This window comes from Pseudomonas sp. B21-010 (assembly GCF_024749325.1).
Classification (GTDB): domain Bacteria; phylum Pseudomonadota; class Gammaproteobacteria; order Pseudomonadales; family Pseudomonadaceae; genus Aquipseudomonas; species Aquipseudomonas kilonensis.
The window spans coordinates 5,013,251-5,034,350 of the sequence record NZ_CP087198.1 but is presented as its reverse complement, the minus strand read 5'-3'; the positions used below and the strand labels follow the sequence as shown (position 1 = coordinate 5,034,350).

23 protein-coding genes, 1 tRNA gene and 1 pseudogene are annotated in these 21,100 nt (G+C 58.9%); 21 read left to right on the top strand and 4 right to left on the bottom strand.

All coding sequences use genetic code 11. The annotated features are described in order from the left end of the window. Positions 1-63: 63 nt before the first annotated feature. Positions 64-906 (top strand): mechanosensitive ion channel family protein, encoded by an 843-nt coding sequence (locus tag LOY50_RS22380; protein WP_214509412.1) that lies wholly within the window; start codon positions 64-66, stop codon positions 904-906. Between the two features lie 134 nt (positions 907-1,040). Here the strand turns inward: LOY50_RS22380 and LOY50_RS22375 are convergent, their stop codons facing one another. Further along, positions 1,041-2,369, bottom strand: coding sequence for an OprD family porin (locus LOY50_RS22375; protein ID WP_214509413.1), 1,329 nt, complete (start codon positions 2,367-2,369; stop codon positions 1,041-1,043). An 886-nt stretch (positions 2,370-3,255) separates the two neighbouring features. Here LOY50_RS22375 and LOY50_RS22370 point away from each other — a divergent pair. Both LOY50_RS22370 and LOY50_RS22365 read left to right on the top strand, forming a co-directional pair. Continuing rightward, positions 3,256-3,681: an HIT domain-containing protein gene (locus tag LOY50_RS22370; protein ID WP_253477579.1), complete on the top strand. Its 426-nt coding sequence runs from the start codon at positions 3,256-3,258 to the stop codon at positions 3,679-3,681. Positions 3,682-3,684: 3 nt separating this feature from the next. After that, positions 3,685-3,891 carry a SlyX family protein gene (locus LOY50_RS22365; RefSeq protein WP_258689210.1) on the top strand — a complete coding sequence of 69 codons (207 nt, stop codon included), beginning with the start codon at positions 3,685-3,687 and terminating at the stop codon, positions 3,889-3,891. 77 nt (positions 3,892-3,968) lie between these two features. Here LOY50_RS22365 and LOY50_RS28985 read toward each other — a convergent pair whose 3' ends face one another. Further along, complete coding sequence (locus tag LOY50_RS28985) at positions 3,969-4,574, bottom strand: cold-shock protein (protein WP_003205048.1); 606 nt, start codon at positions 4,572-4,574, stop codon at positions 3,969-3,971. 222 nt (positions 4,575-4,796) lie between these two features. Here LOY50_RS28985 and LOY50_RS22355 point away from each other — a divergent pair. The 18 genes and pseudogenes from LOY50_RS22355 to LOY50_RS22270 all read left to right on the top strand — a co-directional run. Next, positions 4,797-4,925: pseudogene (locus LOY50_RS22355) on the top strand (hypothetical protein); the annotation flags it as partial. A 147-nt stretch (positions 4,926-5,072) separates the two neighbouring features. After that, a complete protein-coding gene (locus LOY50_RS22350; protein WP_214509416.1) occupies positions 5,073-5,414 on the top strand; it encodes a ribbon-helix-helix domain-containing protein in 342 nt (113 codons plus the stop codon). 207 nt (positions 5,415-5,621) lie between these two features. Beyond that, the gene (locus LOY50_RS22345; RefSeq protein ID WP_003178589.1) at positions 5,622-5,843 is read left to right on the top strand and encodes an FmdB family zinc ribbon protein; all 222 of its coding nucleotides are present in this window, start codon (positions 5,622-5,624) and stop codon (positions 5,841-5,843) included. A 75-nt stretch (positions 5,844-5,918) separates the two neighbouring features. After that, positions 5,919-7,694: an aspartate--tRNA ligase gene (gene aspS / locus LOY50_RS22340; RefSeq protein WP_014339921.1), complete on the top strand. Its 1,776-nt coding sequence runs from the start codon at positions 5,919-5,921 to the stop codon at positions 7,692-7,694. 120 nt (positions 7,695-7,814) lie between these two features. Further along, positions 7,815-8,561 (top strand): YebC/PmpR family DNA-binding transcriptional regulator, encoded by a 747-nt coding sequence (locus LOY50_RS22335; protein ID WP_018614256.1) that lies wholly within the window; start codon positions 7,815-7,817, stop codon positions 8,559-8,561. A gap of 163 nt (positions 8,562-8,724) precedes the next feature. Further along, complete coding sequence (ruvC, locus tag LOY50_RS22330; RefSeq protein ID WP_003178595.1) at positions 8,725-9,249, top strand: crossover junction endodeoxyribonuclease RuvC; 525 nt, start codon at positions 8,725-8,727, stop codon at positions 9,247-9,249. A 115-nt stretch (positions 9,250-9,364) separates the two neighbouring features. Further along, the gene (ruvA, locus tag LOY50_RS22325; protein ID WP_058542614.1) at positions 9,365-9,973 is read left to right on the top strand and encodes a Holliday junction branch migration protein RuvA; all 609 of its coding nucleotides are present in this window, start codon (positions 9,365-9,367) and stop codon (positions 9,971-9,973) included. Further along, the gene (ruvB, locus tag LOY50_RS22320; protein WP_003178599.1) at positions 9,974-11,035 is read left to right on the top strand and encodes a Holliday junction branch migration DNA helicase RuvB; all 1,062 of its coding nucleotides are present in this window, start codon (positions 9,974-9,976) and stop codon (positions 11,033-11,035) included. A gap of 127 nt (positions 11,036-11,162) precedes the next feature. Beyond that, the gene (gene ybgC / locus LOY50_RS22315) at positions 11,163-11,630 is read left to right on the top strand and encodes a tol-pal system-associated acyl-CoA thioesterase (RefSeq protein WP_003205037.1); all 468 of its coding nucleotides are present in this window, start codon (positions 11,163-11,165) and stop codon (positions 11,628-11,630) included. After that, positions 11,620-12,315, top strand: coding sequence for a protein TolQ (gene tolQ / locus LOY50_RS22310; RefSeq protein WP_003205035.1), 696 nt, complete (start codon positions 11,620-11,622; stop codon positions 12,313-12,315). Before ybgC ends, tolQ begins: the two co-directional genes overlap by 11 nt. 23 nt (positions 12,316-12,338) lie before the next feature. Further along, entirely contained in the window at positions 12,339-12,791 is a 453-nt protein-coding gene (tolR, locus tag LOY50_RS22305) for a protein TolR (protein WP_161796096.1), read from the top strand. Beyond that, on the top strand, positions 12,791-13,870 hold the full coding sequence (gene tolA, locus LOY50_RS22300) for a cell envelope integrity protein TolA (protein ID WP_253477570.1): 1,080 nt from the start codon (positions 12,791-12,793) through the stop codon (positions 13,868-13,870). The genes tolR and tolA overlap by 1 nt, the downstream gene beginning before the upstream one ends. Next, positions 13,867-15,168: a Tol-Pal system beta propeller repeat protein TolB gene (tolB, locus tag LOY50_RS22295; RefSeq protein ID WP_408980818.1), complete on the top strand. Its 1,302-nt coding sequence runs from the start codon at positions 13,867-13,869 to the stop codon at positions 15,166-15,168. Before tolA ends, tolB begins: the two co-directional genes overlap by 4 nt. 52 nt (positions 15,169-15,220) lie before the next feature. Further along, positions 15,221-15,718: a peptidoglycan-associated lipoprotein Pal gene (gene pal / locus LOY50_RS22290; protein WP_003205029.1), complete on the top strand. Its 498-nt coding sequence runs from the start codon at positions 15,221-15,223 to the stop codon at positions 15,716-15,718. A 6-nt stretch (positions 15,719-15,724) separates the two neighbouring features. Next, a complete protein-coding gene (ybgF, locus tag LOY50_RS22285; protein WP_038856000.1) occupies positions 15,725-16,564 on the top strand; it encodes a tol-pal system protein YbgF in 840 nt (279 codons plus the stop codon). Positions 16,565-16,730: 166 nt separating this feature from the next. Continuing rightward, positions 16,731-17,378 (top strand): 7-carboxy-7-deazaguanine synthase QueE, encoded by a 648-nt coding sequence (gene queE, locus LOY50_RS22280; RefSeq protein WP_003205025.1) that lies wholly within the window; start codon positions 16,731-16,733, stop codon positions 17,376-17,378. A 19-nt stretch (positions 17,379-17,397) separates the two neighbouring features. Further along, positions 17,398-18,072 carry a 7-cyano-7-deazaguanine synthase QueC gene (gene queC / locus LOY50_RS22275; RefSeq protein ID WP_214509806.1) on the top strand — a complete coding sequence of 225 codons (675 nt, stop codon included), beginning with the start codon at positions 17,398-17,400 and terminating at the stop codon, positions 18,070-18,072. Between the two features lie 63 nt (positions 18,073-18,135). Further along, positions 18,136-18,211 (top strand) — tRNA-Lys (locus LOY50_RS22270). Between the two features lie 149 nt (positions 18,212-18,360). Here LOY50_RS22270 and LOY50_RS22265 read toward each other — a convergent pair. Both LOY50_RS22265 and LOY50_RS22260 read right to left on the bottom strand, forming a co-directional pair. After that, entirely contained in the window at positions 18,361-19,785 is a 1,425-nt protein-coding gene (locus LOY50_RS22265) for a hypothetical protein (protein ID WP_253477567.1), read from the bottom strand. A 97-nt stretch (positions 19,786-19,882) separates the two neighbouring features. Beyond that, complete coding sequence (locus tag LOY50_RS22260) at positions 19,883-21,070, bottom strand: cyanate transporter (protein ID WP_214509421.1); 1,188 nt, start codon at positions 21,068-21,070, stop codon at positions 19,883-19,885. Positions 21,071-21,100 lie beyond the last annotated feature (30 nt).

The following is a 21,100-nucleotide window of genomic DNA, read 5'->3' as shown; positions in this document are numbered from 1 at the left end:
TGTGGCGCGGGGATAAATCTCCGCGCCACAAAATGCCGCGTGCAACAGGAATAGGAGAGAAAGATGGATTTGAATGCTGAAGTGGACAACCTGGTCAAGGCTTCCCAGACCTGGATCCCCATGATCATGGAATACGGCAGCCGCGTGCTGCTGGCCGTCATCACCCTGGCCATCGGCTGGTGGTTGATCAACAAGGTGACGCAGAAACTGGGCGCGCTGCTGGCCTTGCGTAACGCCGACCTGGCGCTGCAAGGGTTTATCAGTACCCTGGCAAACATCATCCTGAAGATATTGCTGATCGTCAGTGTCGCTTCGATGATCGGTGTGGAAACCACTTCGTTCGTCGCCGCTATCGGTGCGGCCGGCCTGGCGATTGGCCTGGCCCTGCAAGGTAGCCTGGCGAACTTCGCCGGTGGCGTACTGATCCTGCTGTTTCGCCCGTTCCGCATCGGTGACTGGATCGAAGCCCAGGGTGTGGCCGGTACGGTCGACAGCATCCAGATCTTCCACACCGTGATTCGCACCGGTGACAACAAGACCGTCATCGTGCCAAACGGCAATCTGTCGAACGGCATCATCACCAACACCAATCGCCAGCCGACCCGCAAGGTAGTGTTCGATGTCGGCGTGGATTATCAGGCTGACCTGCAGAAAGCCCGGGAGGTGTTGTTGGCGTTGGCCAAGGATGAGCGCGTGCTGGCCGATCCTGCACCGGAAGCGGTGATTTCCACCTTGGGCGACAGTTCGATCACTGTGTCGTTGCGGGCATGGGTGAAAACGGCGGATTACTGGAGCGTGATCTTCATGCTCAATGAGCAGGCGCGCGATCGTTTGAAGGACGCCGGTATTGATATTCCGTTCCCACAGCGAGTGATTCGGGTGGTTCAGGAATCGACATCGGTGTAACGATCAGTCGTTCGGCTCATGTTTGACCGCTTGATCAGATTTTTAGAAAGAGTGGGTCGGTTAACTAAAGCCAATAAAAAAGGCCCATCCGAGGATGGGCCTTTTTTTGATTACCGCGAACTAGCTTTCGGTGATTACAGAACCGAAATCGGGTAGTCGACGATCAGGCGGAACTCTTTGATATCGCCTTCGCCTTCGTCAGCGTTAGCGTAGTGCCAGGCTTGACGAACACGGAAGGAAAGATCTTTGGCCGGGCCAGACTGAACAACGTACTTGGCTTCCAAGTTGGTTTCGTTGTGCTTGCCGTCTGCACCGTACAGACCAGCGTAAGGGCTGCCTGCTGGAGTGTTGGTACCGTCGATGTCCCAACCTTTAACGTAACGGGTCATGAAGCTCAGACCAGGAACGCCGTACTCAGCCATCTTGATGTCGTAACGGACCTGGGCAGATTTCTCGTTAGGACCGTTGAAGTCAGAGTACTGGATGGAGTTGGCGAGGAAGATCGAGTCGCCGCCGCGGTTGTTCTTGCCTACACCGATGTAGTCGAACGGCGTGTCGCCGTTGATTTTCTGGAAGCCAACGGTGATGGTGTGCGCTTTCAGGAACGAGAAAGCAGCTGCCAGGGAGAACGCGGTGTTGCTGATCTCACCAGCCTTGGAGCTGCCAGTGTCGGTGGTGCGGTAGATGTTACCGTCCAGGTTCAGGGACTGATCGCCACCCATTGGGATGGTGTAGTTCAGGTTACCGTAGTACTGGTTCCAGATGTCTTCCAGCTGGGCGCCGTAGATCGATGCGCTCAGGTTGTCGCTGAATGCATATTTACCACCAGCGTAGTCGATGGTGTTGGCTTCTACGCCAGCGTAGGTTGCAAACAGGCCGCCATCACGAGCGTTACGGTCCTGGCTGGTTGCCGAGTAGAAGTGGCCGGCTTCGAGGTCAAGGTCTTTGACTTCGCTGCTCTGCAGTTGGAAACCGCTGGCAGTTTGAGGCAGGACACGGGAGCCACCGACAGCGAACACTGGGGCAGTGCTTGGCTGCTGGTCACCGACTTTCAGCTCGGTCTTGGAGACGCGGAATTTAACCGCCGCGCCGGCTTTGCCTTGGCTGTCGTTGACGTGGCCATCGGCATCGCGGCTCATGTTGCCGGTGCCGCCAGTGCCGTCACCGCCGTCCAGTTTGACTGCCAGGTAACCGAACGCATCAACGCCGACGCCTACGGTGCCTTGGGTGTAACCGGAGTTGAAGTTGCCCCAGATACCTTGGGTCCAGTCTTTCTGATCGGTTGCGCCATCTTTGCGATCACGGTTGAAGTAGTAGTTGCGCAGCAGCAGTTTAGCGCTGGCATCTTCAACAAAACCTTTGGCTTCAGCCTGGTCACTTACGAAAGGTGCGGCCGAGGCCATTTGAGTACTGGCTGCTGCTGCAACTGCCAGTGCGATCATGCTCCACTTCATCACGCGCATCGTGATTTGCTCCTTTGGTTTTAGAAGAGTACTGCCGTCCCACCTGTTTTATTATCTGGGCGGCTCTTTCTTTTTGTGTCGGCGCAAACTTATATCACGCCGACCCTATTGGCGATACTTGCCCATTCAACCTTTCAGCTTCTTTACGACCATGTCGCCAATGGCTCGATCCATGTCGCATTTCAGCTGTTCCGACGCAACCGTATTCACAACTTTAATGTTGTTTTTTCTTTTCCGGCATCGGTGTAAAGAGTCCGTCATTACCGCGTTTGAAGCTCCTGAGGGCAGCCTTGCCACTTTAATTTGTATGTCGGCAGGTTCCCATTTCCGGCGGGTCCTTTGGACAGTGCGGGGATGAATGCAACAAGCATGCTCAAACCCGGATTTCGTTTACATTTTTTTCACATTTTACCGATTGACTCGGTGAAACCTCATGAAACCGGGCTCCAAAGGCCTTGTTTTAAATAGGGTTGACTCGTGTGCGGCTCTCGTGTTTGACGCTGGCAAACGTGGCAAGACAATCAAAAACGTTACCGGTTCACCCTACCCAGTGAGTAAATCACGGATACTTTGTGCACTGAGCGTAGACGCACTGTGCAGTTTTGGTGCAAAAAATTTTCAAGCTGTACGAAAATCTTACAGCATCGTGCCTTTCCCGAGCCCTGGCACGGTCCTGTCAGGACCCTGTCGTGCCGCCTGCGCCGTGTTGGTGCGTCAGCTTGCACAGGTTGATGCGGTGTGTTGAAAAAAACATTCGAAGACCGGGCATCAGGACGGTACGCAGTGATCGATCCGGCGTTCGCAGGTATGCTGCGCGTCTGAGTCCGATGCAGGCCTGCGGGCCGCCAAACCGGGCAGAACCGATAACGAGCGAGGAGTACACGCGGTGTTCGCTTTAGATCCACGACTGCAACAAGACACATTGCCCATCGGTGATTTCCCGTTGTGCCGATTGCTCTTGTCCAACGATTCGAACTACCCGTGGTTCATCCTCGTACCGCGGCGGGAAGATATCAGCGAATTGTTTCAATTGGATGACGCTGATCAACAGCAGCTGTGGAAAGAAACCACGGCGTTGGCCGAAACCCTCAAGGATTCGTTTGATGCCGACAAGATGAACGTTGCAACCTTGGGTAACGTTGTCAGTCAATTGCACATGCATGTCATCGTGCGTAAGCGTGATGACGCCGCCTGGCCTGCGCCGGTCTGGGGCAAGCACTCGGCCCAGCCTTATAATGCAGGGCAGGTCGCGGCCATTCGTGAACGGTTGCGAGTGGCCTTGACCGATGATTTCAAGTTTCTGGAGGGTTGAACCATGAAGCTTGAAGACCGCGTAACCGATCTGGAAAGCCGCCTGGCGTTTCAGGATGACACCATCCAGGCATTGAACGATGTGCTTGTGGAGCAGCAGCGGATCGTCGAGCGGCTGCAGCTGCAGATGGCGGCGTTGCTCAAGCGCCAGGAAGAAATGGTCGGGCAGTTCGAGTCGTTCGAAGAAGAGGCGCCGCCGCCTCACTACTGACTGGGCCCGACTCTCGTTTGACGGGCAATAAAAAACCGCGAGCAGCCAGGCTGCATCGCGGTTTTTTTACGCTGGGATCAGCGGCGCGGCAGCGCGGCGATCACATCTTCGGCCTGCAGGCCCTTGTCGCGGTTCATTACGGAGAACTCCACGCGCTGGCCTTCCACCAGGACGCGATGGCCTTCGCCACGAATGGCCCGGAAATGCACGAAAATGTCATCGCCGGAGTCGCGGGAGATGAAGCCGAACCCCTTGGACGTATTGAACCACTTCACCGTGCCGGTATCGCGGTTGGACATGTCGTAGTTCTGCGCAGCGGCGGCCGGCGACGACTTCTTGTAGAAGCTGACGGCCAGGTGCAGTGCCACGGCGAGCAGTGCTGCGCCCAGGCTGAACAGAATGGCCGGTTGACCACCGATTTCCGGCATGGGCGCCAGCAGGGCCAGGGTTTGCAGGGCGACGGCCAGCACCAGCAGGGCGCTGACCAGGTTTTGCAGTTGGTGACGTGGACCTTTGTTCCAGTAAGGAATGACGGGTGCAAGGGTCAGGTTGAGCAGGCCGAAAAAGGCCAGGTACAGTGCATCGGGGTGTTGCAGGTAAGGTGTGGCTTCGGAACCCAGGCTAGGGATGAAGGACAGCAGCAGGGCAGCTGCGCCCATTAGCAAGTGGACGATTTTCAACATTTTGATTGGCTCACGGTTAAGACAGATCACAAGGAAGAGCTGGTCGGGGGCGGTTCGCTTCGAAACAATGAGAGGCGTTGGACACGTACCCGAATCAGCCTATGCGCCACACCCGGGAAAATAAGCGTAGCGACACACTGCCTATTTAACAGCAAAGCCCCGGCCTTCTCAAACTCGTTACGGGCACGTACCGCGCTGTTCGTCGGCCAGAAAAGTCCCGCCGGTGCTTACTCGGTGTACGCGCGCCTTTCTTCTATTAAAGAAGAGGGAGGCGTGCCGGGTGCCGAAGACATGATCCGGCAAGTGATGACGTGGCGTGGGCCACATTCCCAGCGTGCGGCGTGTAGGACGACGTAATTCGTCGCCTGCCTGCTGTTGGCTTGTCCTACGCCCATGGTCATAAAGTCGTCTGGAACTGGCGATGCCGTTGAGCTTCCATAGAGCCACAGATGGAGTGTTCCAACTGAGAGGCTCGTATGGCAAAGGAGTGTCAACGGTATGATTCAAGGAAAAGAACCGGAGGAGGGTGTGCGTGGACGCTTTCAGTCCATCCGCGTCGATCCGTTCGTCAGGGGGTTCGACATGCAGCTGGTGCGTCCCCTGGCCCGATCCATTCGTCTGAACGGGTTCGCCACCTGTCTGCGGCTGGAACAGGTCTATTGGGATATCCTCGGCGACATGGCCCAGCTCAACCGCTGTTCCATCAGTACGTTGTTGTCCCATGTCGACAGGGAGGTGCACCTGCGCCATGGCGGGGTGCGCAATTTCAGCGCGCTGGTGCGTGTGGTCTGCGTGGTGCACAGCTTGAAGGACGCCGGGATGGAGCATGGTGGGGCGTAGGAGCTGCCGAAGGCTGCGATCTTTTGATCTTGATCTTGATTTTTCGCTTGCGACTCAAGTGTCTGGGGCAAGATCGCAGCCTCGTTGCACTCGTCAGCTCCTACACGCGGTCTTACGGCTGCACAGGCCGCATTTAATGGATATAATCCCGCTCTTTGCCGCAAAGCCCAGCCTTTGCGCGAGTAACCTGATCGCCGAGACAACCCCATGCCGATGTACGACTATCAATGTGCTTCCTGTGGTCATCAGATGGAAGCCATTCAAAAGATCAGCGCGGCACCGCTGGTCGACTGCCCTGCCTGCCAGGCGCCAGAACTGAAAAAGATGCTGTCCATGCCTGGTTTCCGCCTCGGCGGCACAGGCTGGTATGAAACCGACTTCAAGACCGGCGCCAAGAAGAATTTGGCCGGTGGCGACAAAGCTGATTGAGTTGAACACGCGCGAGTGCTTGCACGGGCAGGTCCTCCAACCGAATTTCGAATTACGAGAAGTGAAACCACTATCATGATGCGCAGCCATTATTGCGGCCAACTGAACGAAAGCCTGGAAGGTCAGGAAGTTACTCTTTGCGGATGGGTCCATCGTCGCCGTGACCATGGCGGGGTGATTTTCCTCGATATCCGTGATCGTGAAGGCCTGGCCCAGGTGGTGTTCGATCCGGACCGCGCTGAAACCTTCGCCGCCGCCGACCGCGTGCGCAGCGAATACGTGGTCAAGGTCACCGGCAAGGTGCGTCTGCGCCCGGCTGGCGCCGGCAACGCCAACATGGCGTCTGGCATGATCGAAGTGCTGGGCTACGAGCTGGAAGTGCTCAACGAATCGGAAACCCCGCCGTTCCCGCTCAACGAATACTCCGACGTGGGCGAAGAAACCCGCCTGCGCTACCGCTTCATCGACCTGCGTCGCCCGGAAATGGCCGAGAAGCTGCGCCTGCGTTCGCGCATGACCACCAGCATCCGTCGTTACCTGGACGAGAACGGCTTCCTCGACGTCGAGACGCCGATCCTGACCCGCGCCACGCCGGAAGGCGCCCGCGACTACCTGGTGCCGAGCCGTACCCACCCCGGCAGCTTCTTCGCCTTGCCGCAATCGCCACAGCTGTTCAAGCAACTGCTGATGGTCGCCGGGTTCGACCGCTACTACCAGATCGCCAAGTGCTTCCGCGACGAAGACCTGCGTGCCGACCGTCAGCCTGAGTTCACTCAGATCGACATCGAGACCAGTTTCCTCGACGAAAAAGACATCATGGGCCTGACCGAAGGCATGATCCGCAACCTGTTCAAGGAAGTGCTGGGTCTGGAATTCGGCGAGTTCCCGCACATGACCTTCGAAGAGGCCATGCGCCGCTACGGTTCCGACAAGCCGGACCTGCGTAACCCGCTGGAGCTGGTGGACGTGGCTGACCAGCTCAAGGAAGTGGATTTCAAGGTGTTCAGCGGCCCGGCCAACGACCCGAAATGCCGTATCGCAGCTCTGCGCGTTCCTGGCGGGGCCAGCATGCCGCGCAAGCAGATCGACGACTACACCAAGTTCGTCGGCATCTACGGTGCCAAGGGGCTGGCCTACATCAAGGTCAACGAGCGCGCCGCGGGTGTTGATGGCCTGCAATCGCCGATCGTGAAAAACATCCCTGAAGCCAACCTCAATGTGATCCTCGATCGGGTGGGCGCGGTTGACGGCGACATCGTGTTCTTCGGCGCCGACAAGGCCAAGATCGTCAGCGAAGCCCTGGGCGCGCTGCGCATCAAGCTGGGTCACGACCTGAAGCTGCTGACTTGCGAGTGGGCGCCAATGTGGGTCGTTGACTTCCCGATGTTCGAAGAAAACGACGACGGCAGCTTCTCGGCGCTGCACCACCCGTTCACCGCGCCGAAGTGCTCGCCGCAAGAGTTGGAGGCCAACCCGGCCACCGCTCTGTCGCGCGCTTACGACATGGTCCTGAACGGCACCGAGCTGGGTGGCGGTTCGATCCGTATCCATCGCAAGGAAATGCAACAGGCCGTGTTCCGCCTGCTGGGCATCAACGAAGCCGAGCAGGAAGAGAAGTTCGGCTTCCTGCTCGACGCCCTGAAATACGGTGCACCGCCCCACGGTGGCCTGGCCTTCGGCCTGGACCGCCTGGTGATGCTGATGACCGGCGCCCAGTCGATCCGTGAAGTGATCGCGTTCCCGAAAACCCAGAGCGCGGCCGATGTCATGACCCAGGCGCCGGGTGTGGTGGACGCCAAGGCATTGCGCGAGTTGCACATTCGTCTGCGTGAACAGCCAAAGGCTGAGTAAGGCTGGCACCTGAGAGGGCGCATCTTCGGATGCGCCTTTTCATTGGGGTCGATATTTCTGATTGCCGGCCACTGCGTGCGCGCAGGGCGGGCAATGTTCCAAAGAGAAACGGAGCGAGTTATGGCAGGTCATTCCAAGTGGGCGAACATCAAGCACCGCAAAGAACGTCAGGATGCCAAGAGAGGCAAGATCTTCACCAAGTGGATCCGTGAGCTGACGGTCGCGGCCCGCCAGGGTGGCGGCGACCCGGGTTCCAACCCGCGCTTGCGCCTGGCCCTGGACAAGGCGCTGGGTGCCAACATGAGCCGTGACATCATCGACCGGGCCATCGCCCGTGGCGCCGGTGCGACCGAGGCCGACAACGTTGAAGAGCTGACCTACGAAGGTTATGGCCCGGGCGGTGTGGCGGTGATGGTCGAATGCATGACCGACAACCGCAACCGTACTGCCGCCGCCGTGCGTCACGCGTTCAGCAAATGCGGTGGCAACCTGGGCACCGACGGCTCGGTGGCCTATCTGTTCGAGCGCAAGGGGCAGATCAGCTTCGCGCCGGGCCTCGATGAAGATGCCCTGACGGAAGCGGCCTTGGAGGCCGACGCCGATGACGTGGTCAGCCACGAAGACGGCTCGTTCGACGTGTTCACTTCGTTCGCCAGCTTCTATGCCGTGCGCAACGCCCTGGAGGCGGCCGGCTTCAAGCCTGCCGACGCAGAGATCGTCATGCAGCCGACCACCAGTGCCGAACTGGACCTGGAAGGCGCCGAGAAGGTGCTCAAGCTGATCGACATGCTTGAAGACCTGGACGATGTGCAGAACGTCTACTCTAACGCGGATATCCCGGAGTCGGTGGCTGAACAGCTCGGCTGAGAAGGCCTGTTCAAATATTGACGATTGCCAATGATCAACCTGTGGGAGCGAGCTTGCTCGCGATAGCGATACGTCAGTCAACACAGTGCTTGCTGACCCGACGCCATCGCGAGCAAGCTCGCTCCCACAGGTCTGGATAACTCCCCTTCAAACCGCAGGCGCTATGACTTTAATCCTTGGTATCGACCCTGGTTCGCGCATCACCGGCTACGGTGTGGTTCGCGACACCGGGCGCGGCTGCGTGTACGTCGCGTCCGGTTGCATCCGCACCGGGGCGGGTGAACTGCACGAGCGCTTGCAGATCGTTTATCGCGGCGTGCGCGAAGTTATCCAGACCTACGGCCCGGTCACCATGGGCATCGAAAAGGTTTTCATGGCGCGCAACGCCGACTCGGCCTTGAAGCTGGGACAGGCCCGGGGCGCGGCAATCGTTGCCGGCGCCGAGGAAAACCTGGAAATCGCCGAGTACAGCGCGACCCAGGTCAAGCAGGCAGTCGTCGGAACCGGGGCGGCGAACAAGGAGCAGGTGCAAATGATGGTGATGCACCTGTTGAAACTGGTCAGCAAGCCGCAGATCGATGCCTCCGACGCCCTGGCCATTGCCATTTGCCATGCCCATACCCGTTCCAGCCTGTTGCCTCACGGCCTGGGAACCGCACGCAGTCGTGGCGGGCGCCTGCGTCTCTGATAGCATCAGCGCAATCTTTCGTGAGCCCGAGCATCTTGCGCCTGTGTCGTCGGCCTTCATGCACGGGCTGTTACTCGCCAGCCAGCAGGCTGGCCAACACCCAAGGATCTGAAACGTGATTGGACGCTTGCGCGGCACCCTGGCTGAAAAACAGCCGCCGCACCTGATTCTGGATGTAAACGGCCTGGGCTATGAGCTGGAAGTGCCCATGACCACGCTGTATCGCTTGCCGTCGGTCGGCGAGCCGCTGACCCTGCACACCCATTTGGTCGTGCGCGAGGATGCGCAGTTACTCTATGGCTTTGTCGGCAAGCGCGAGCGGGACTTCTTTCGCGAACTGATCCGTCTCAATGGCGTCGGCCCGAAACTGGCCCTGGCCTTGATGTCGAGCCTGGAAGTCGATGAATTGGTGCGTTGTGTGCAGTCCCAGGACACCTCGGCCCTGACCAAGGTGCCGGGTGTGGGCAAGAAAACCGCCGAGCGCCTGCTGGTCGAACTCAAGGACCGCTTCAAGGCCTGGGAGGCGGTGCCGGCGATGTTCGCCCTGGTGCCGAACCAGCCGGACGCGCCTGCGCCTGCGGTCAGCGCCGAAAACGATGCAGTCACCGCGCTGATCTCCCTGGGCTACAAGCCGCAGGAAGCCAGCAAGGCGATTTCCGCTATCAAGGAAAAAGGCCTGAGCACTGAAGACATGATTCGTCGTGCCCTGAAGGGAATGATTTAAGTGATTGAAGCTGACCGCCTGATCGCCGCCACGGGCGCGCCCCGTGACCGCGAGGAAATCCAGGACCGCGCGATTCGTCCTGTCAGCCTGGCCGACTACATCGGTCAACCGACCGTGCGCGAGCAGATGGAATTGTTCATCCAGGCCGCCCGTGGGCGCAGCGAGTCGCTGGACCACACCTTGATCTTCGGCCCGCCGGGCCTGGGCAAGACCACCCTGGCCAACATCATTGCCCAGGAAATGGGCGTCTCGATCAAGAGCACGTCCGGGCCGGTCCTTGAGCGGCCGGGTGACCTGGCGGCGCTGCTGACCAACCTTGAGCCCCATGATGTGCTGTTCATCGACGAAATCCATCGGCTGTCGCCGATCGTCGAGGAAGTGCTGTACCCGGCCATGGAAGATTTCCAGCTCGACATCATGATCGGCGAAGGACCGGCGGCACGCTCCATTAAGTTGGACCTGCCGCCCTTCACCCTGGTGGGCGCCACCACCCGCGCTGGCATGCTGACCAACCCGTTGCGGGACCGCTTCGGTATCGTCCAGCGCCTGGAGTTCTACAACAACGCCGACCTGGCGACGATTGTCAGCCGCTCGGCGGGCATCCTCGGGTTGCCGCTGGATCCGGACGGTGCGTATGAGATCGCCCGGCGTGCCCGGGGCACGCCGCGGATCGCCAACCGCCTGCTGCGCCGGGTCCGGGATTTTGCCGAAGTCCGGGCCAAGGGCCACATCACCAAGCCGATTGCCGACCTGGCATTGAACCTGCTGGACATCGACGAGCGTGGTTTCGACCACCAGGACCGGCGCCTGCTGCTGACCATGATCGAGAAGTTCGACGGTGGCCCGGTGGGCGTGGACAGCCTGGCCGCGGCCATCAGCGAAGAGCGCCACACCATTGAAGATGTGCTGGAACCGTACCTGATCCAGCAGGGCTACATCATGCGTACCCCTCGCGGGCGCGTGGTGACCCGTCATGCTTATCTGCATTTTGGCTTAAACATCCCGACACGAATGGGTGAGATGCCGGTGGTAGACGAATTCCTCGATGCCGTGGACGATTGAACGAGCTCTGTACGCCGACTTTTTTCCAGTTCGTGCTGTCCCAGACGACGCCTGGAGCGTCAATGCGTTCGAGAATGAAAAAACAGTTGCCTGGCCGATTGGCAACCTGAGGAGTAAGCACTAGAGTATGCGCGCGCAAAACGGGCTGGAGTCGTTCGCACATCGCTGTCGCGTTTATTACGAGGACACCGATGCTGGCGGCATCGTCTACTACGTCAATTACCTCAAGTTTATGGAACGGGCTCGAACCGAACGGCTGCGGGAACTGGGTTTTGCCCAATCCGCGCTGGCAGGGGAGGACCTGTTATTCGTCGTGCATTCCAGCGAAGCGCGCTACCACGCGCCGGCGCGACTGGACGACGAACTGGTGGTAAGTGCCGATGTCATCGAATTGAACCGTGTCAGCCTGCGTTTCAAGCAGCAGGTCAGGCGGGCTACGGATAACGTGCTGCTCTGTGAAGGGCAGTTTTTGGTGGCCTGTGTGCGCACCCATAGTTTGAAACCCCGGGCCATTCCCGAAGCTCTACGTGCGGCCTTTGCCGGCGTGAGCGGCGCGGGTACACACTCAGAGCAGGAGATAAAGCGTGGAAGCTAACGTCGTCGACCATACCTCCATGTGGAGCTTGGTCAGCAATGCCAGCGTCGTGGTGCAGTTGGTAATGCTGATCCTGGTAGCCGCATCGGTGACCTCATGGATCATGATTTTTCAGCGCAGCAACATGCTGCGCGCCGGTCGCCGTGCCCTGGAGAGCTTCGAAGAGCGCTTCTGGTCCGGCATCGACCTGTCCAAGCTCTACCGTCAGGCCGGGAGCAACCCGGACCCGGATTCGGGCGTGGAGCAGATCTTCCGTGCCGGCTTCAAGGAATTCTCCCGTCTGCGCCAGCAGCCAGGGGTTGACCCGGAAGCGGTGATGGAGGGCGTGGCCCGTGCCATGCGCGTGGCCATCTCCCGCGAGGAAGAAAAACTCGAACAGGGCCTGTCGTTCCTCGCCACCGTCGGTTCGGTCAGCCCGTACATCGGTCTGTTCGGCACCGTGTGGGGGATCATGAACTCCTTCCGTGGCCTGGCCTCTGCCCAACAAGCGACCCTGGCCACCGTAGCCCCGGGTATTGCCGAGGCACTGGTTGCCACCGCCATCGGCCTGTTCGCGGCCATTCCAGCCGTGATCGCCTACAACCGCTTCGCTGCCCGTAGCGAAGCGCTGACCAGCCGTTACTACACCTTCGCCGATGAATTCCAGGCGATCCTGCACCGCAAAGTGCACACCAGCGAAGAATAAGCAGGTATTTCCCCATGGCTTTAATCGCTCGAGCCCGAAACAAGCGCAAGCCGGTTGCCGAGATGAACGTGGTGCCCTACATCGACGTGATGTTGGTGCTGCTGGTCATCTTCATGGTGACCGCGCCGATGCTCAATCAGGGCGTGAAGGTCGATCTGCCCAAGGTTTCCAGCGAAGCCTTGCCGCAGGACAACAACACCCAGGTACTGACCATTTCGATCAAGGCTGACAAGACCTACTACTGGAACCTTGGCAGCGAAGTCGACACCGAGAAGCAGCAGGACCGGGCCATGACCTTGCCGCAGATGACCGATGCGGTGACCAAGATCATTCGTGTCGGCAACGATGCAGGCAAGCGCACGCAGGTCTTCATTCGCGGTGACAAGACCGTCGACTACGGTGCCGTGATGGGCGCCATGGGCGGCCTGCAGAAAGCCGGGGTCGGTAATGTTGGCTTGATCACCGAGGCCCCCTGATGCAGCAACAGCGAGAGCCGTCCGCCTCGGAAAGCTACTTCTGGCCTAGTGTCCTGGCAATCGGTCTGCACGTACTGGTGTTCGGCATGCTGTTCGTCAGTTTTGCCATGACCCCTGAGCTGCCGCCGGCCAAGCCGATCGTGCAGGCGACGTTGTACCAGCTCAAGTCGAAAAGCCAGGCGACCACCCAGACCAACCAGAAGCTTGCCGGTGAGGCGAAGAAATCCGCCGCGCGCCAGACTGAAGTCGAGCAGATGGAGCAGAAGAAGGTCGAGCAGGAAGCGATAAAGGCTGCGGAACAAAAGAAAGAGGACGCGGCTCAAAAGGCCGAGGAAGCCAAGAAGGCCGATGAGGCGAAGAAAGCGGACGAGGCGAAAAAGGCTGACGAAGCCAAGAAAGCCGACGAAGCGAAGAAAACCGCCGAGGCCAAAAAGGCAGAAGAGAAACAATTGGCTGATATAGCCAAGAAGAAAGCCGAAGAAGAAGCCAAGAAAGCTGCTGAAGAAGAGGCCAAGAAAGCGGCCGCTGAAGAAGCGAAGAAGAAGATCGTCGAGGACGCGAAGAAGAAAGCGGCCGAAGACGCCAAGAAAAAAGCTGAAGCTGACGAGGCGAAAAAGAAAGTCGCCGAGGACGCGAAGAAGAAAGCCGCCGCCGACGCCGCCAAGAAAAAGGCCCAGGATGCAGCGCGTAAATCCGCCGAAGACAAAAAGGCCCAGGCCTTGGCAGATCTGCTTTCCGACACGCCGGAGCGCCAGCAGGCATTGGCTGATGAGCAGGGCGATGAAGTCGCCGGCAGCTACGATGACTTGATTCGCGCACGAGCGGCAGAAGGCTGGGCTCGTCCCCCTTCGGCGCGCAAAGGCATGACGGTAGTATTGCAAATCGGCATGTTGCCCGACGGTACGGTTACCTCGGTCAGCGTCGCCAAGTCCAGTGGTGACGGTCCGTTCGACGCTTCGGCGGTCGCAGCGGTCAAGAACATTGGGCGATTGACGGAAATGCAAGGAATGAAACCGAGCGACTTTGCTCCCTATCGTTCATTCAAGATGACATTCACACCTGAGGATCTAGCCTTGTGAGAAACCTTCTTCGATCAATGCTGGTCGTTATCTGCTGCCTGGCAGGGATAGCGGTAGCAGAGGAAAAGAACATCCTGGTCACCAGCGGCAGCGACCGGGCGACCCCGATCGCCGTCGTACCGTTCGGCTGGCAGGGCGGTAGCGTCCTGCCGGACGACATGGCGGAAATCATCGGCAACGACCTGCGCAACTCGGGTTACTACGCGCCGATTCCGAAGCAGAACATGATCAGCCTGCCGACCCAGGTCAGCGAAGTCATCTACCGTGACTGGAAGGCCCTGGGCGCCCAGTACATCATGGTCGGCAGCATCGTTCCGGCTGGCGGCCGCCTGCAGGTGCAGTACGCCCTGTTCAACGTCGCCACCGAACAGCAAGTGCTGACCGGCAGCGTGTCGGGCAGTGTCGATCAGTTGCGCGACATGTCGCACTACATCGCCGACCAGTCGTTCGAGAAACTCACCGGCATCAAGGGTGCGTTCTCCACGCGCATGCTCTACGTGACGGCCGAGCGCTTCTCCGAGAACAACACCCGCTACACCCTGCAGCGCTCCGACTATGACGGCGCGCGTGCGGTGACCTTGCTGCAATCGCGCGAGCCGATCCTGTCGCCGCGCTTCGCCCCCGATGGCAAGCGCATCGCCTATGTCTCGTTCGAGCAGAAGCGTCCGCGCATTTTCGTGCAGCACATCGACACTGGTCGTCGTGAGCAGATCACCAACTTCGAAGGCCTGAATGGCGCGCCAGCCTGGTCGCCGGACGGTTCGCGCCTGGCGTTCGTACTGTCCAAGGACGGTAACCCGGACATTTATGTGATGAACCTGGCTTCGCGTTCGATCTCCCGCGTCACCAATGGCCCGGGCATCAACACCGAACCGTTCTGGGGCAAGGATGGCTCGACCATCTACTTCACCTCCGACCGTGGCGGCAAACCACAGATCTACAAGACCAGTGCTGGTGGTGGCGGTGCCGAACGCGTGACGTTCGTCGGTAACTACAACGCCAACCCTAAACTGTCGGCAGATGAAAAGACCCTGGTGATGATCCATCGCCAGGATGGTTTCACTAATTTCAAGGTGGCGGCCCAGGATTTGCAGCGCGGTAGCGTAAAAATCCTCACTGATAGCACTCTGGACGAGTCACCCACTGTTGCGCCCAACGGCACCATGGTAATCTACGCCACCCGCCAGCAGGGCCGGGGAGTCTTGATGCTCGTGTCCATTAATGGACGCGTGAGGCTCCCGCTTCCTACCGCTCAAGGCGAAGTCAGAGAACCGTCCTGGTCCCCTTACCTGAACTGACGCGGCGCTATACGTTTTACTTAACACACTGGGGTTCATTAGGAGTTTCACGATGGAAATGCTGAAGTTTGGTAAATTTGCTGCGCTGGCTCTGGCCATGGCTGTAGCTGTAGGTTGCTCGTCCAAAGGCGGCGACAATGCCGGTGAAGGCGCTGTTGATCCAAACGCTGGTTACGGCGCTAACACCGGTGCAGTTGACGGCTCCCTGAGCGAAGAAGCTGCTCTGCGCGCAATCACCACCTTCTACTTCGAATACGACAGCTCGGACCTGAAGCCAGAAGCCATGCGCGCTCTGGACGTTCACGCCAAAGACCTGAAGTCGAACGGCGCTCGCGTTGTTCTGGAAGGCAACACCGACGAACGTGGTACTCGTGAGTACAACATGGCACTGGGCGAGCGTCGTGCGAAAGCCGTTCAACGCTACCTGGTACTGCAAGGTGTTTCCCCAGCTCAGCTGGAACTGGTTTCCTACGGCGAAGAGCGTCCAGTTGCTACCGGCAACGACGAGCAGTCCTGGGCTCAAAACCGTCGCGTCGAACTGCGTAAGTAATTCGTCATGCGAACGTGCCGTCGTGCTGTAACTGTTCTGGCTCTCAGCCTCGCGCCGCTTGCGGCGTGGGCTGCGGTTCCTGTGGTCGATAACGATGCCGGCTATAACAATAGCGGGAGCAGCTATCCGCCTGCAGGTTACGGTACGAACGGCGCCTATGCCGGGGGAGGGGTTTCGGCCCCTGTCTCGGCACAGGGCGAGCTGTTCAACCAGCTCCAGCAAATGCAGGATCAGCTTTCGCGCCAGCAAGGCGTGATCGAAGTTCTGCAGAATGATATTTCGCGCATGAAGCAGGAAAACCTGGAGCGATACCAGGATCTTGATCGGCGCATAGGAACCGGCGTTGCACCTGCACCTGCCGCGACTCCTGAGAATTCTCCTGCCGGTGGCGACTTGAACGCCCCCGGTGCAGCCGCAGGCGCGGGGGCAGCTGCTCCCGCAGCACCTGCCGCCGGTGGCGAGCCGGCTGATCCGGCGAAGGAAAAGCTCTATTACGATGCTGCCTTCGACCTGATCAAGGCCAAGGATTTCGACAAGGCCAGCCAGGCCTTTGCCGCTTTCCTGCGCAAATACCCAAACAGCCAGTACGCGGGCAATGCCCAATACTGGTTGGGCGAAGTGAACCTGGCCAAGGGCGACCTGCAAGGTGCCGGCCAGGCATTCGCCAAGGTTTCGCAACTGTATCCCAAGCACGCCAAGGTGCCGGATTCGCTGTACAAGCTGGCTGATGTAGAGCGCCGCCTCGGTCACACCGACAAGGTAAAAGGCATTCTGCAGCAGGTGGTGGCCCAATATCCGGGTACATCCGCCGCCCAGTTGGCCCAGCGTGATCTGCAACGCATGTAAGCTGGCTTGACCTGTTTTGAAGAAACCCGCGCCTGTCGCGGGTTTTTTCGTTAGAATTCACGCCCTTTTTATGAAACACGCTTTTTGGGATCTGCGCGTTGGCGGGGTTCCTTGAAGTGCCTGACGGAGGCGGACAGCCTGTTTAGCTGTTACGCCCGTGGCGACTATGCAAGACACATTGAGAATCACCGAAGTTTTTTACTCGTTGCAGGGTGAAACACGGACGGCTGGGCTGCCCACAGTATTTGTGCGCCTCACCGGTTGCCCGTTGCGTTGCCAATACTGCGACAGTGCCTACGCGTTCAGCGGCGGCACCTTGCGAACCCTCGACGATATCCTTGAGCAAGTGGCCAGTTATCGTCCGCGTTATGTCTGCGTCACGGGCGGTGAGCCATTGGCGCAACCCAACGCCATCCCCTTGCTCAAGCAGTTGTGTGATGCCGGTTACGAGGTTTCCCTGGAGACCAGCGGCGCCTTGGATATCTCGGCTGTCGACCCGCGCGTCAGTCGCGTGGTGGACCTGAAGACTCCAGGCTCCAAGGAAGCGCACCGCAACCGTTACGAGAATATCGAGTTGCTGACCCCCAACGATCAGGTCAAATTCGTGATCTGTTCACGGGAAGATTACGACTGGGCCGTGTCCAAGCTGATCCAGTACGGGCTCGACCAGCGGGCCGGCGAAGTGTTGTTGTCGCCGAGCCATCACGATTTGAGCGCCCGGGACCTGGCGGACTGGGTGGTGGCGGATAACCTGCCGGTGCGCCTGCAACTGCAGCTGCATAAATATCTTTGGAACGACGAGCCGGGGCGCTGATATGACTGAACATTCGAACATTGCAGAAAAACGTGCGGTCATCCTGTTGTCCGGCGGCCTGGATTCGGCCACCGTCGTGGCCATGGCCCATGCCGAGGGTTACCGCTGCTACACCATGAGTTTCGATTATGGTCAGCGCCACCGCGCAGAGCTGCACGCTGCCGAGCGAGTGGCCCGGGACCTGGGCGTGGTGGAACATAAAGTGATCGGCCTGGACCTCAACGGCATTGGTGGCTCGGCCTTGACCGACAGCTCCATCGACGTGCCGCAGGCGCCTAGCGAAGGCATCCCGGTGACGTATGTGCCGGCGCGTAACACCGTATTCCTGTCCTTGGCATTGGGCTGGGCCGAAGTGCTGGGCGCCCGTGATATTTTCATCGGCGTCAATGCCGTGGATTACTCCGGTTACCCGGATTGCCGCCCGGAGTTCGTCGAAGCCTTCGAGCGCATGGCGAACCTGGCGACCAAGGCCGGCGTAGAAGGGCAGGGTTTCCGCATCCAGGCGCCGTTGCAGAATCTCAGCAAGGCCGACATCGTCAAGGCCGGTGTGAAGCTTGGCGTGGACTACGGGCTCACTGTTTCCTGCTATCAGGCCGACGATCAGGGCCGTGCTTGCGGCAAGTGCGACAGCTGCCGCCTGCGCGCAGAAGGCTTTGCGGCGGCGGGTGTGAGCGATCCAACCCGTTATTTTTGATTTATTTCAAATTAGGTGTTGAATAGTCCTTAGAAATCAGTATTATACGCGCCACCACACAGCGGGTCGTTAGCTCAGTTGGTAGAGCAGTTGGCTTTTAACCAATTGGTCGTAGGTTCGAATCCCACACGACCCACCATTTTTTGCAGTTTTAAAAGTCTGGAAGGCCCACGAAAGTGAGGATTTCCGGATTTTTTTTTGCCTGAAATTCAGCGTCCCCCCGCCCAAGGGCAGGGAGTCAGTAGTCCTGTCGTGGAGCAGTCGCCATGCTCACGACTGCCAGGGCCTTCAGCCCTTTTTCTCGCCCGACGCGGAGCGATGAACGCCAGGAACCAGCGCTTCCCATGCGAGCCAACGTCCTGCCTGGATCTGCCATGAGGGCACCCGGCAAGCCCATTCTTTCTGTGGTTTCCTGGCGAATACCGGTAGCCGAGGTTTGCGCACAACCTTGCTATTGAGCGTGCTGACACAGAACTTCGAGTAGTTTTTCAGTTCTTTGAGTTCAAGTGACAGCATGTCTTTTGGGCACAGTAACAGTACGTCCCCAAATGAATACAACTGGAACGCCTCGACTTCTATTTTTTGCGCAGCAACCTGACGTGTTTTCCACATGGTCGCGCTCAGGTCTTGCAGTTTTATCTCTTCTGGCAAGGCGTATCGCTCCGCCGTTTGTTGGCGAACCGATAAGCCTCCTGCTGCGATGTAGGTGATCTGGCTCAAACTGCCTGGCGAGAGCAATGTGAAGACGCAAAAGGCGAAGATCATTGCGACCAGGCCATTGAAGGTCCGCCTGTAGATATCCCCCTTGAAACAATAAAATATGATGACCGGTAACAGCGTGAAGATGAGAGTCAGCCAGGAAACGCCCGCCACGTAGGGGACGGTGTCGGGCGTTTCCCTCTCCATATAGGAACGTATCGTCAAAAGGATTGGAAAGGCGGCGAAGATCACCGTCAGGAATATGGAGAACGAGAGCAGCGTGACGAGCCCGAGTGCTTTGCGAGCCCTTATCCATGACAGGAATCGCTGCCATTTTTCTTTTATCCAGAGCCGTGCGGACGCCGTCTTATTTCCGTGCGCAAACGCGTACCATTTTTTCAGCCAGGCTTTCGGCGGGCGGGTCGCCTTATGCGGCGAACGCTTCTTCTTTGTTTGCTTGTGGGTCTCCAAGCGTTTCAAGCGGGCGCGATTCAGCCTGGCTTGGACTAGTGTGCTTTTCCTGACAATTCTCTTGAAAGGTGTGACGGCGTACATGAGCCAGCACACAACGAAGACGATCAGGAGCAACGCTATAAATGTCTCCCAGGCGTTCAATAGTATGGGTGGGAAGAAGGTAGCCCAGATGAATGCGCTAAACCCCACCACGGTCAGGATCGTCAGATAAAATAGGACTCTCGGTTGATCATCTTTCAAATTAGAAAAAAGCAAAACCGAGCAGCCGAACATCCACGTGGTTCCCCCAAGGATGAATAGATATGAAAGCATCAGCAGCAGGACCAGCACGACCCAGACCAACAGCGCAGACTTCACATCAATCGACGGCATGAAAAGGTCGATACGTCCAATCGTGCGGGTATAGAGATACAGCGTGATGAACCCTAACCCCGTCGCGAGCAGGCCGAAAGTGACCGTAATTTGAGTCCAGTAGGAAAGAATGCGTTTGACGGTTCGCTTTAGCACTTCAGCGAAGGTTCTGTCAGGCGTGACGGACAAGGCGTAGCTCCCTTACGAGGTAAAAATCCTGGCAGGTATAGTAACGCCAAGTCGCACCCGCTAGATCTTCAACCTATCAAGTCCTCCTACTGGCAATTCAGCGGATGTGCTGTCCGTAATGTTTCGGGTCCAGGCGCAATACCATCACCATCATCAACGCCATGACCGCCGTGAGCGACCACCAGGCCCACTCAAAACTCCCCAATTGGTCGCGGATCATCCCGGCAATCAATGGCGAGAGGCCGGCGATGAGATAGCCGACACCCTGCACGAACGCGGTAAGGCCACCGGCCCGGCGTGGGTTGTCCAGGTGGTCGAGGGATACGATCAGGCTCATGGGGAACAGGCCGCCGATACCCAGCCCCAGCAGGCAGGCCCAGAGCAGGCTGAAGCGTTCCGGACTGAGGATCAGGCCGCAGAAGCCGCCGATGATCAGGGCCAGCAGGACGGTCAGGACCAGGCGTTTATCCCGGCTGCGGTTGGCAATCGCCGGAGTGACCAGGCCGGATAACACTTCCATTGCCGTGAGGAACCCTAGCAGCAGGCCAGCGTGCTGTTCGCTCCAGCCCTTTTCCACGTAGTACGGCGCCAGCCAGGCCAGCACGCAGGTGTAGGAGGCGGTGCCCAGGCCAAAGAAAATCGCCAGGAGCCAGGCCCGGGCGTTGCTGGAAAACGCTTCGTGATGCCGGGACGCTGTTTCGGGCAAGGGCGTGATGTTCGAGCGCTGGGCGTACCAGCAGCCCAGGGCGACCAGCGCCAACAATGCCCAGATCGCCAGGCCGACGCGCCAACTGCCGGTCTGCGTCAGGACAAAGGGTGAAAACGATGCGGCAATCGCCGCACCGCCCATGATGGAGGTGACGTACAAACCCATGAACAGCGAGACGTTGTCGGCGAAGCGCGACTTGATCAGTGCCGGCATTACAGCCTGGATCAAGGCGATCCCGAGCCCGGCCACGATCGCACTGGCGATCAACCCGGCGGCGCTGTCCAGGTACAAGCGCGAGGCCGTGGCGATGCCAATGATCAACAGCGACAGCACGATGGTGCGGTGTTCACCGATGCGCAGGGCGATGCGCATGCCCAGGAACATCGCCAGGCCCATCGCCATGACGGGCAACATGGTCAGCAGCGAGGCGGTACTGAAACTCAAGGGCACCTCGCCGCGAATGGCCGACAACAACGGCCCGACCGCCGCCATCGAGGGCCGCAGGTTCAGCGCCACCAAGACGATGCTGACCATCAGCCAGATGGCGTGGGTGGTTGAGGTTCGAATGTTTTCCATGGAGCCGCCTTTGCTGGACAAAAGGGCATT

What these genes read in the sequence shown, in the direction of transcription:
- LOY50_RS28985 (WP_003205048.1), bottom strand. Translation starts at nt 4,574, where the DNA reads ATGTTGAAAATCGTCCACTTGCTAATGGGCGCAGCTGCCCTGCTGCTG.
- LOY50_RS22335 (WP_018614256.1), top strand. Translation starts at nt 7,815, where the DNA reads ATGGCAGGTCATTCCAAGTGGGCGAACATCAAGCACCGCAAAGAACGT.
- ybgC (WP_003205037.1), top strand. Translation starts at nt 11,163, where the DNA reads ATGCGCGCGCAAAACGGGCTGGAGTCGTTCGCACATCGCTGTCGCGTT.
- LOY50_RS22350 (WP_214509416.1), top strand. Translation starts at nt 5,073, where the DNA reads ATGATTCAAGGAAAAGAACCGGAGGAGGGTGTGCGTGGACGCTTTCAG.
- LOY50_RS22345 (WP_003178589.1), top strand. Translation starts at nt 5,622, where the DNA reads ATGCCGATGTACGACTATCAATGTGCTTCCTGTGGTCATCAGATGGAA.
- ybgF (WP_038856000.1), top strand. Translation starts at nt 15,725, where the DNA reads ATGCGAACGTGCCGTCGTGCTGTAACTGTTCTGGCTCTCAGCCTCGCG.
- LOY50_RS22365 (WP_258689210.1), top strand. Translation starts at nt 3,685, where the DNA reads ATGAAGCTTGAAGACCGCGTAACCGATCTGGAAAGCCGCCTGGCGTTT.
- queE (WP_003205025.1), top strand. Translation starts at nt 16,731, where the DNA reads ATGCAAGACACATTGAGAATCACCGAAGTTTTTTACTCGTTGCAGGGT.
- ruvC (WP_003178595.1), top strand. Translation starts at nt 8,725, where the DNA reads ATGACTTTAATCCTTGGTATCGACCCTGGTTCGCGCATCACCGGCTAC.
- LOY50_RS22260 (WP_214509421.1), bottom strand. Translation starts at nt 21,070, where the DNA reads ATGGAAAACATTCGAACCTCAACCACCCACGCCATCTGGCTGATGGTC.
- LOY50_RS22375 (WP_214509413.1), bottom strand. Translation starts at nt 2,369, where the DNA reads ATGCGCGTGATGAAGTGGAGCATGATCGCACTGGCAGTTGCAGCAGCA.
- tolA (WP_253477570.1), top strand. Translation starts at nt 12,791, where the DNA reads ATGCAGCAACAGCGAGAGCCGTCCGCCTCGGAAAGCTACTTCTGGCCT.
- LOY50_RS22380 (WP_214509412.1), top strand. Translation starts at nt 64, where the DNA reads ATGGATTTGAATGCTGAAGTGGACAACCTGGTCAAGGCTTCCCAGACC.
- aspS (WP_014339921.1), top strand. Translation starts at nt 5,919, where the DNA reads ATGATGCGCAGCCATTATTGCGGCCAACTGAACGAAAGCCTGGAAGGT.
- pal (WP_003205029.1), top strand. Translation starts at nt 15,221, where the DNA reads ATGGAAATGCTGAAGTTTGGTAAATTTGCTGCGCTGGCTCTGGCCATG.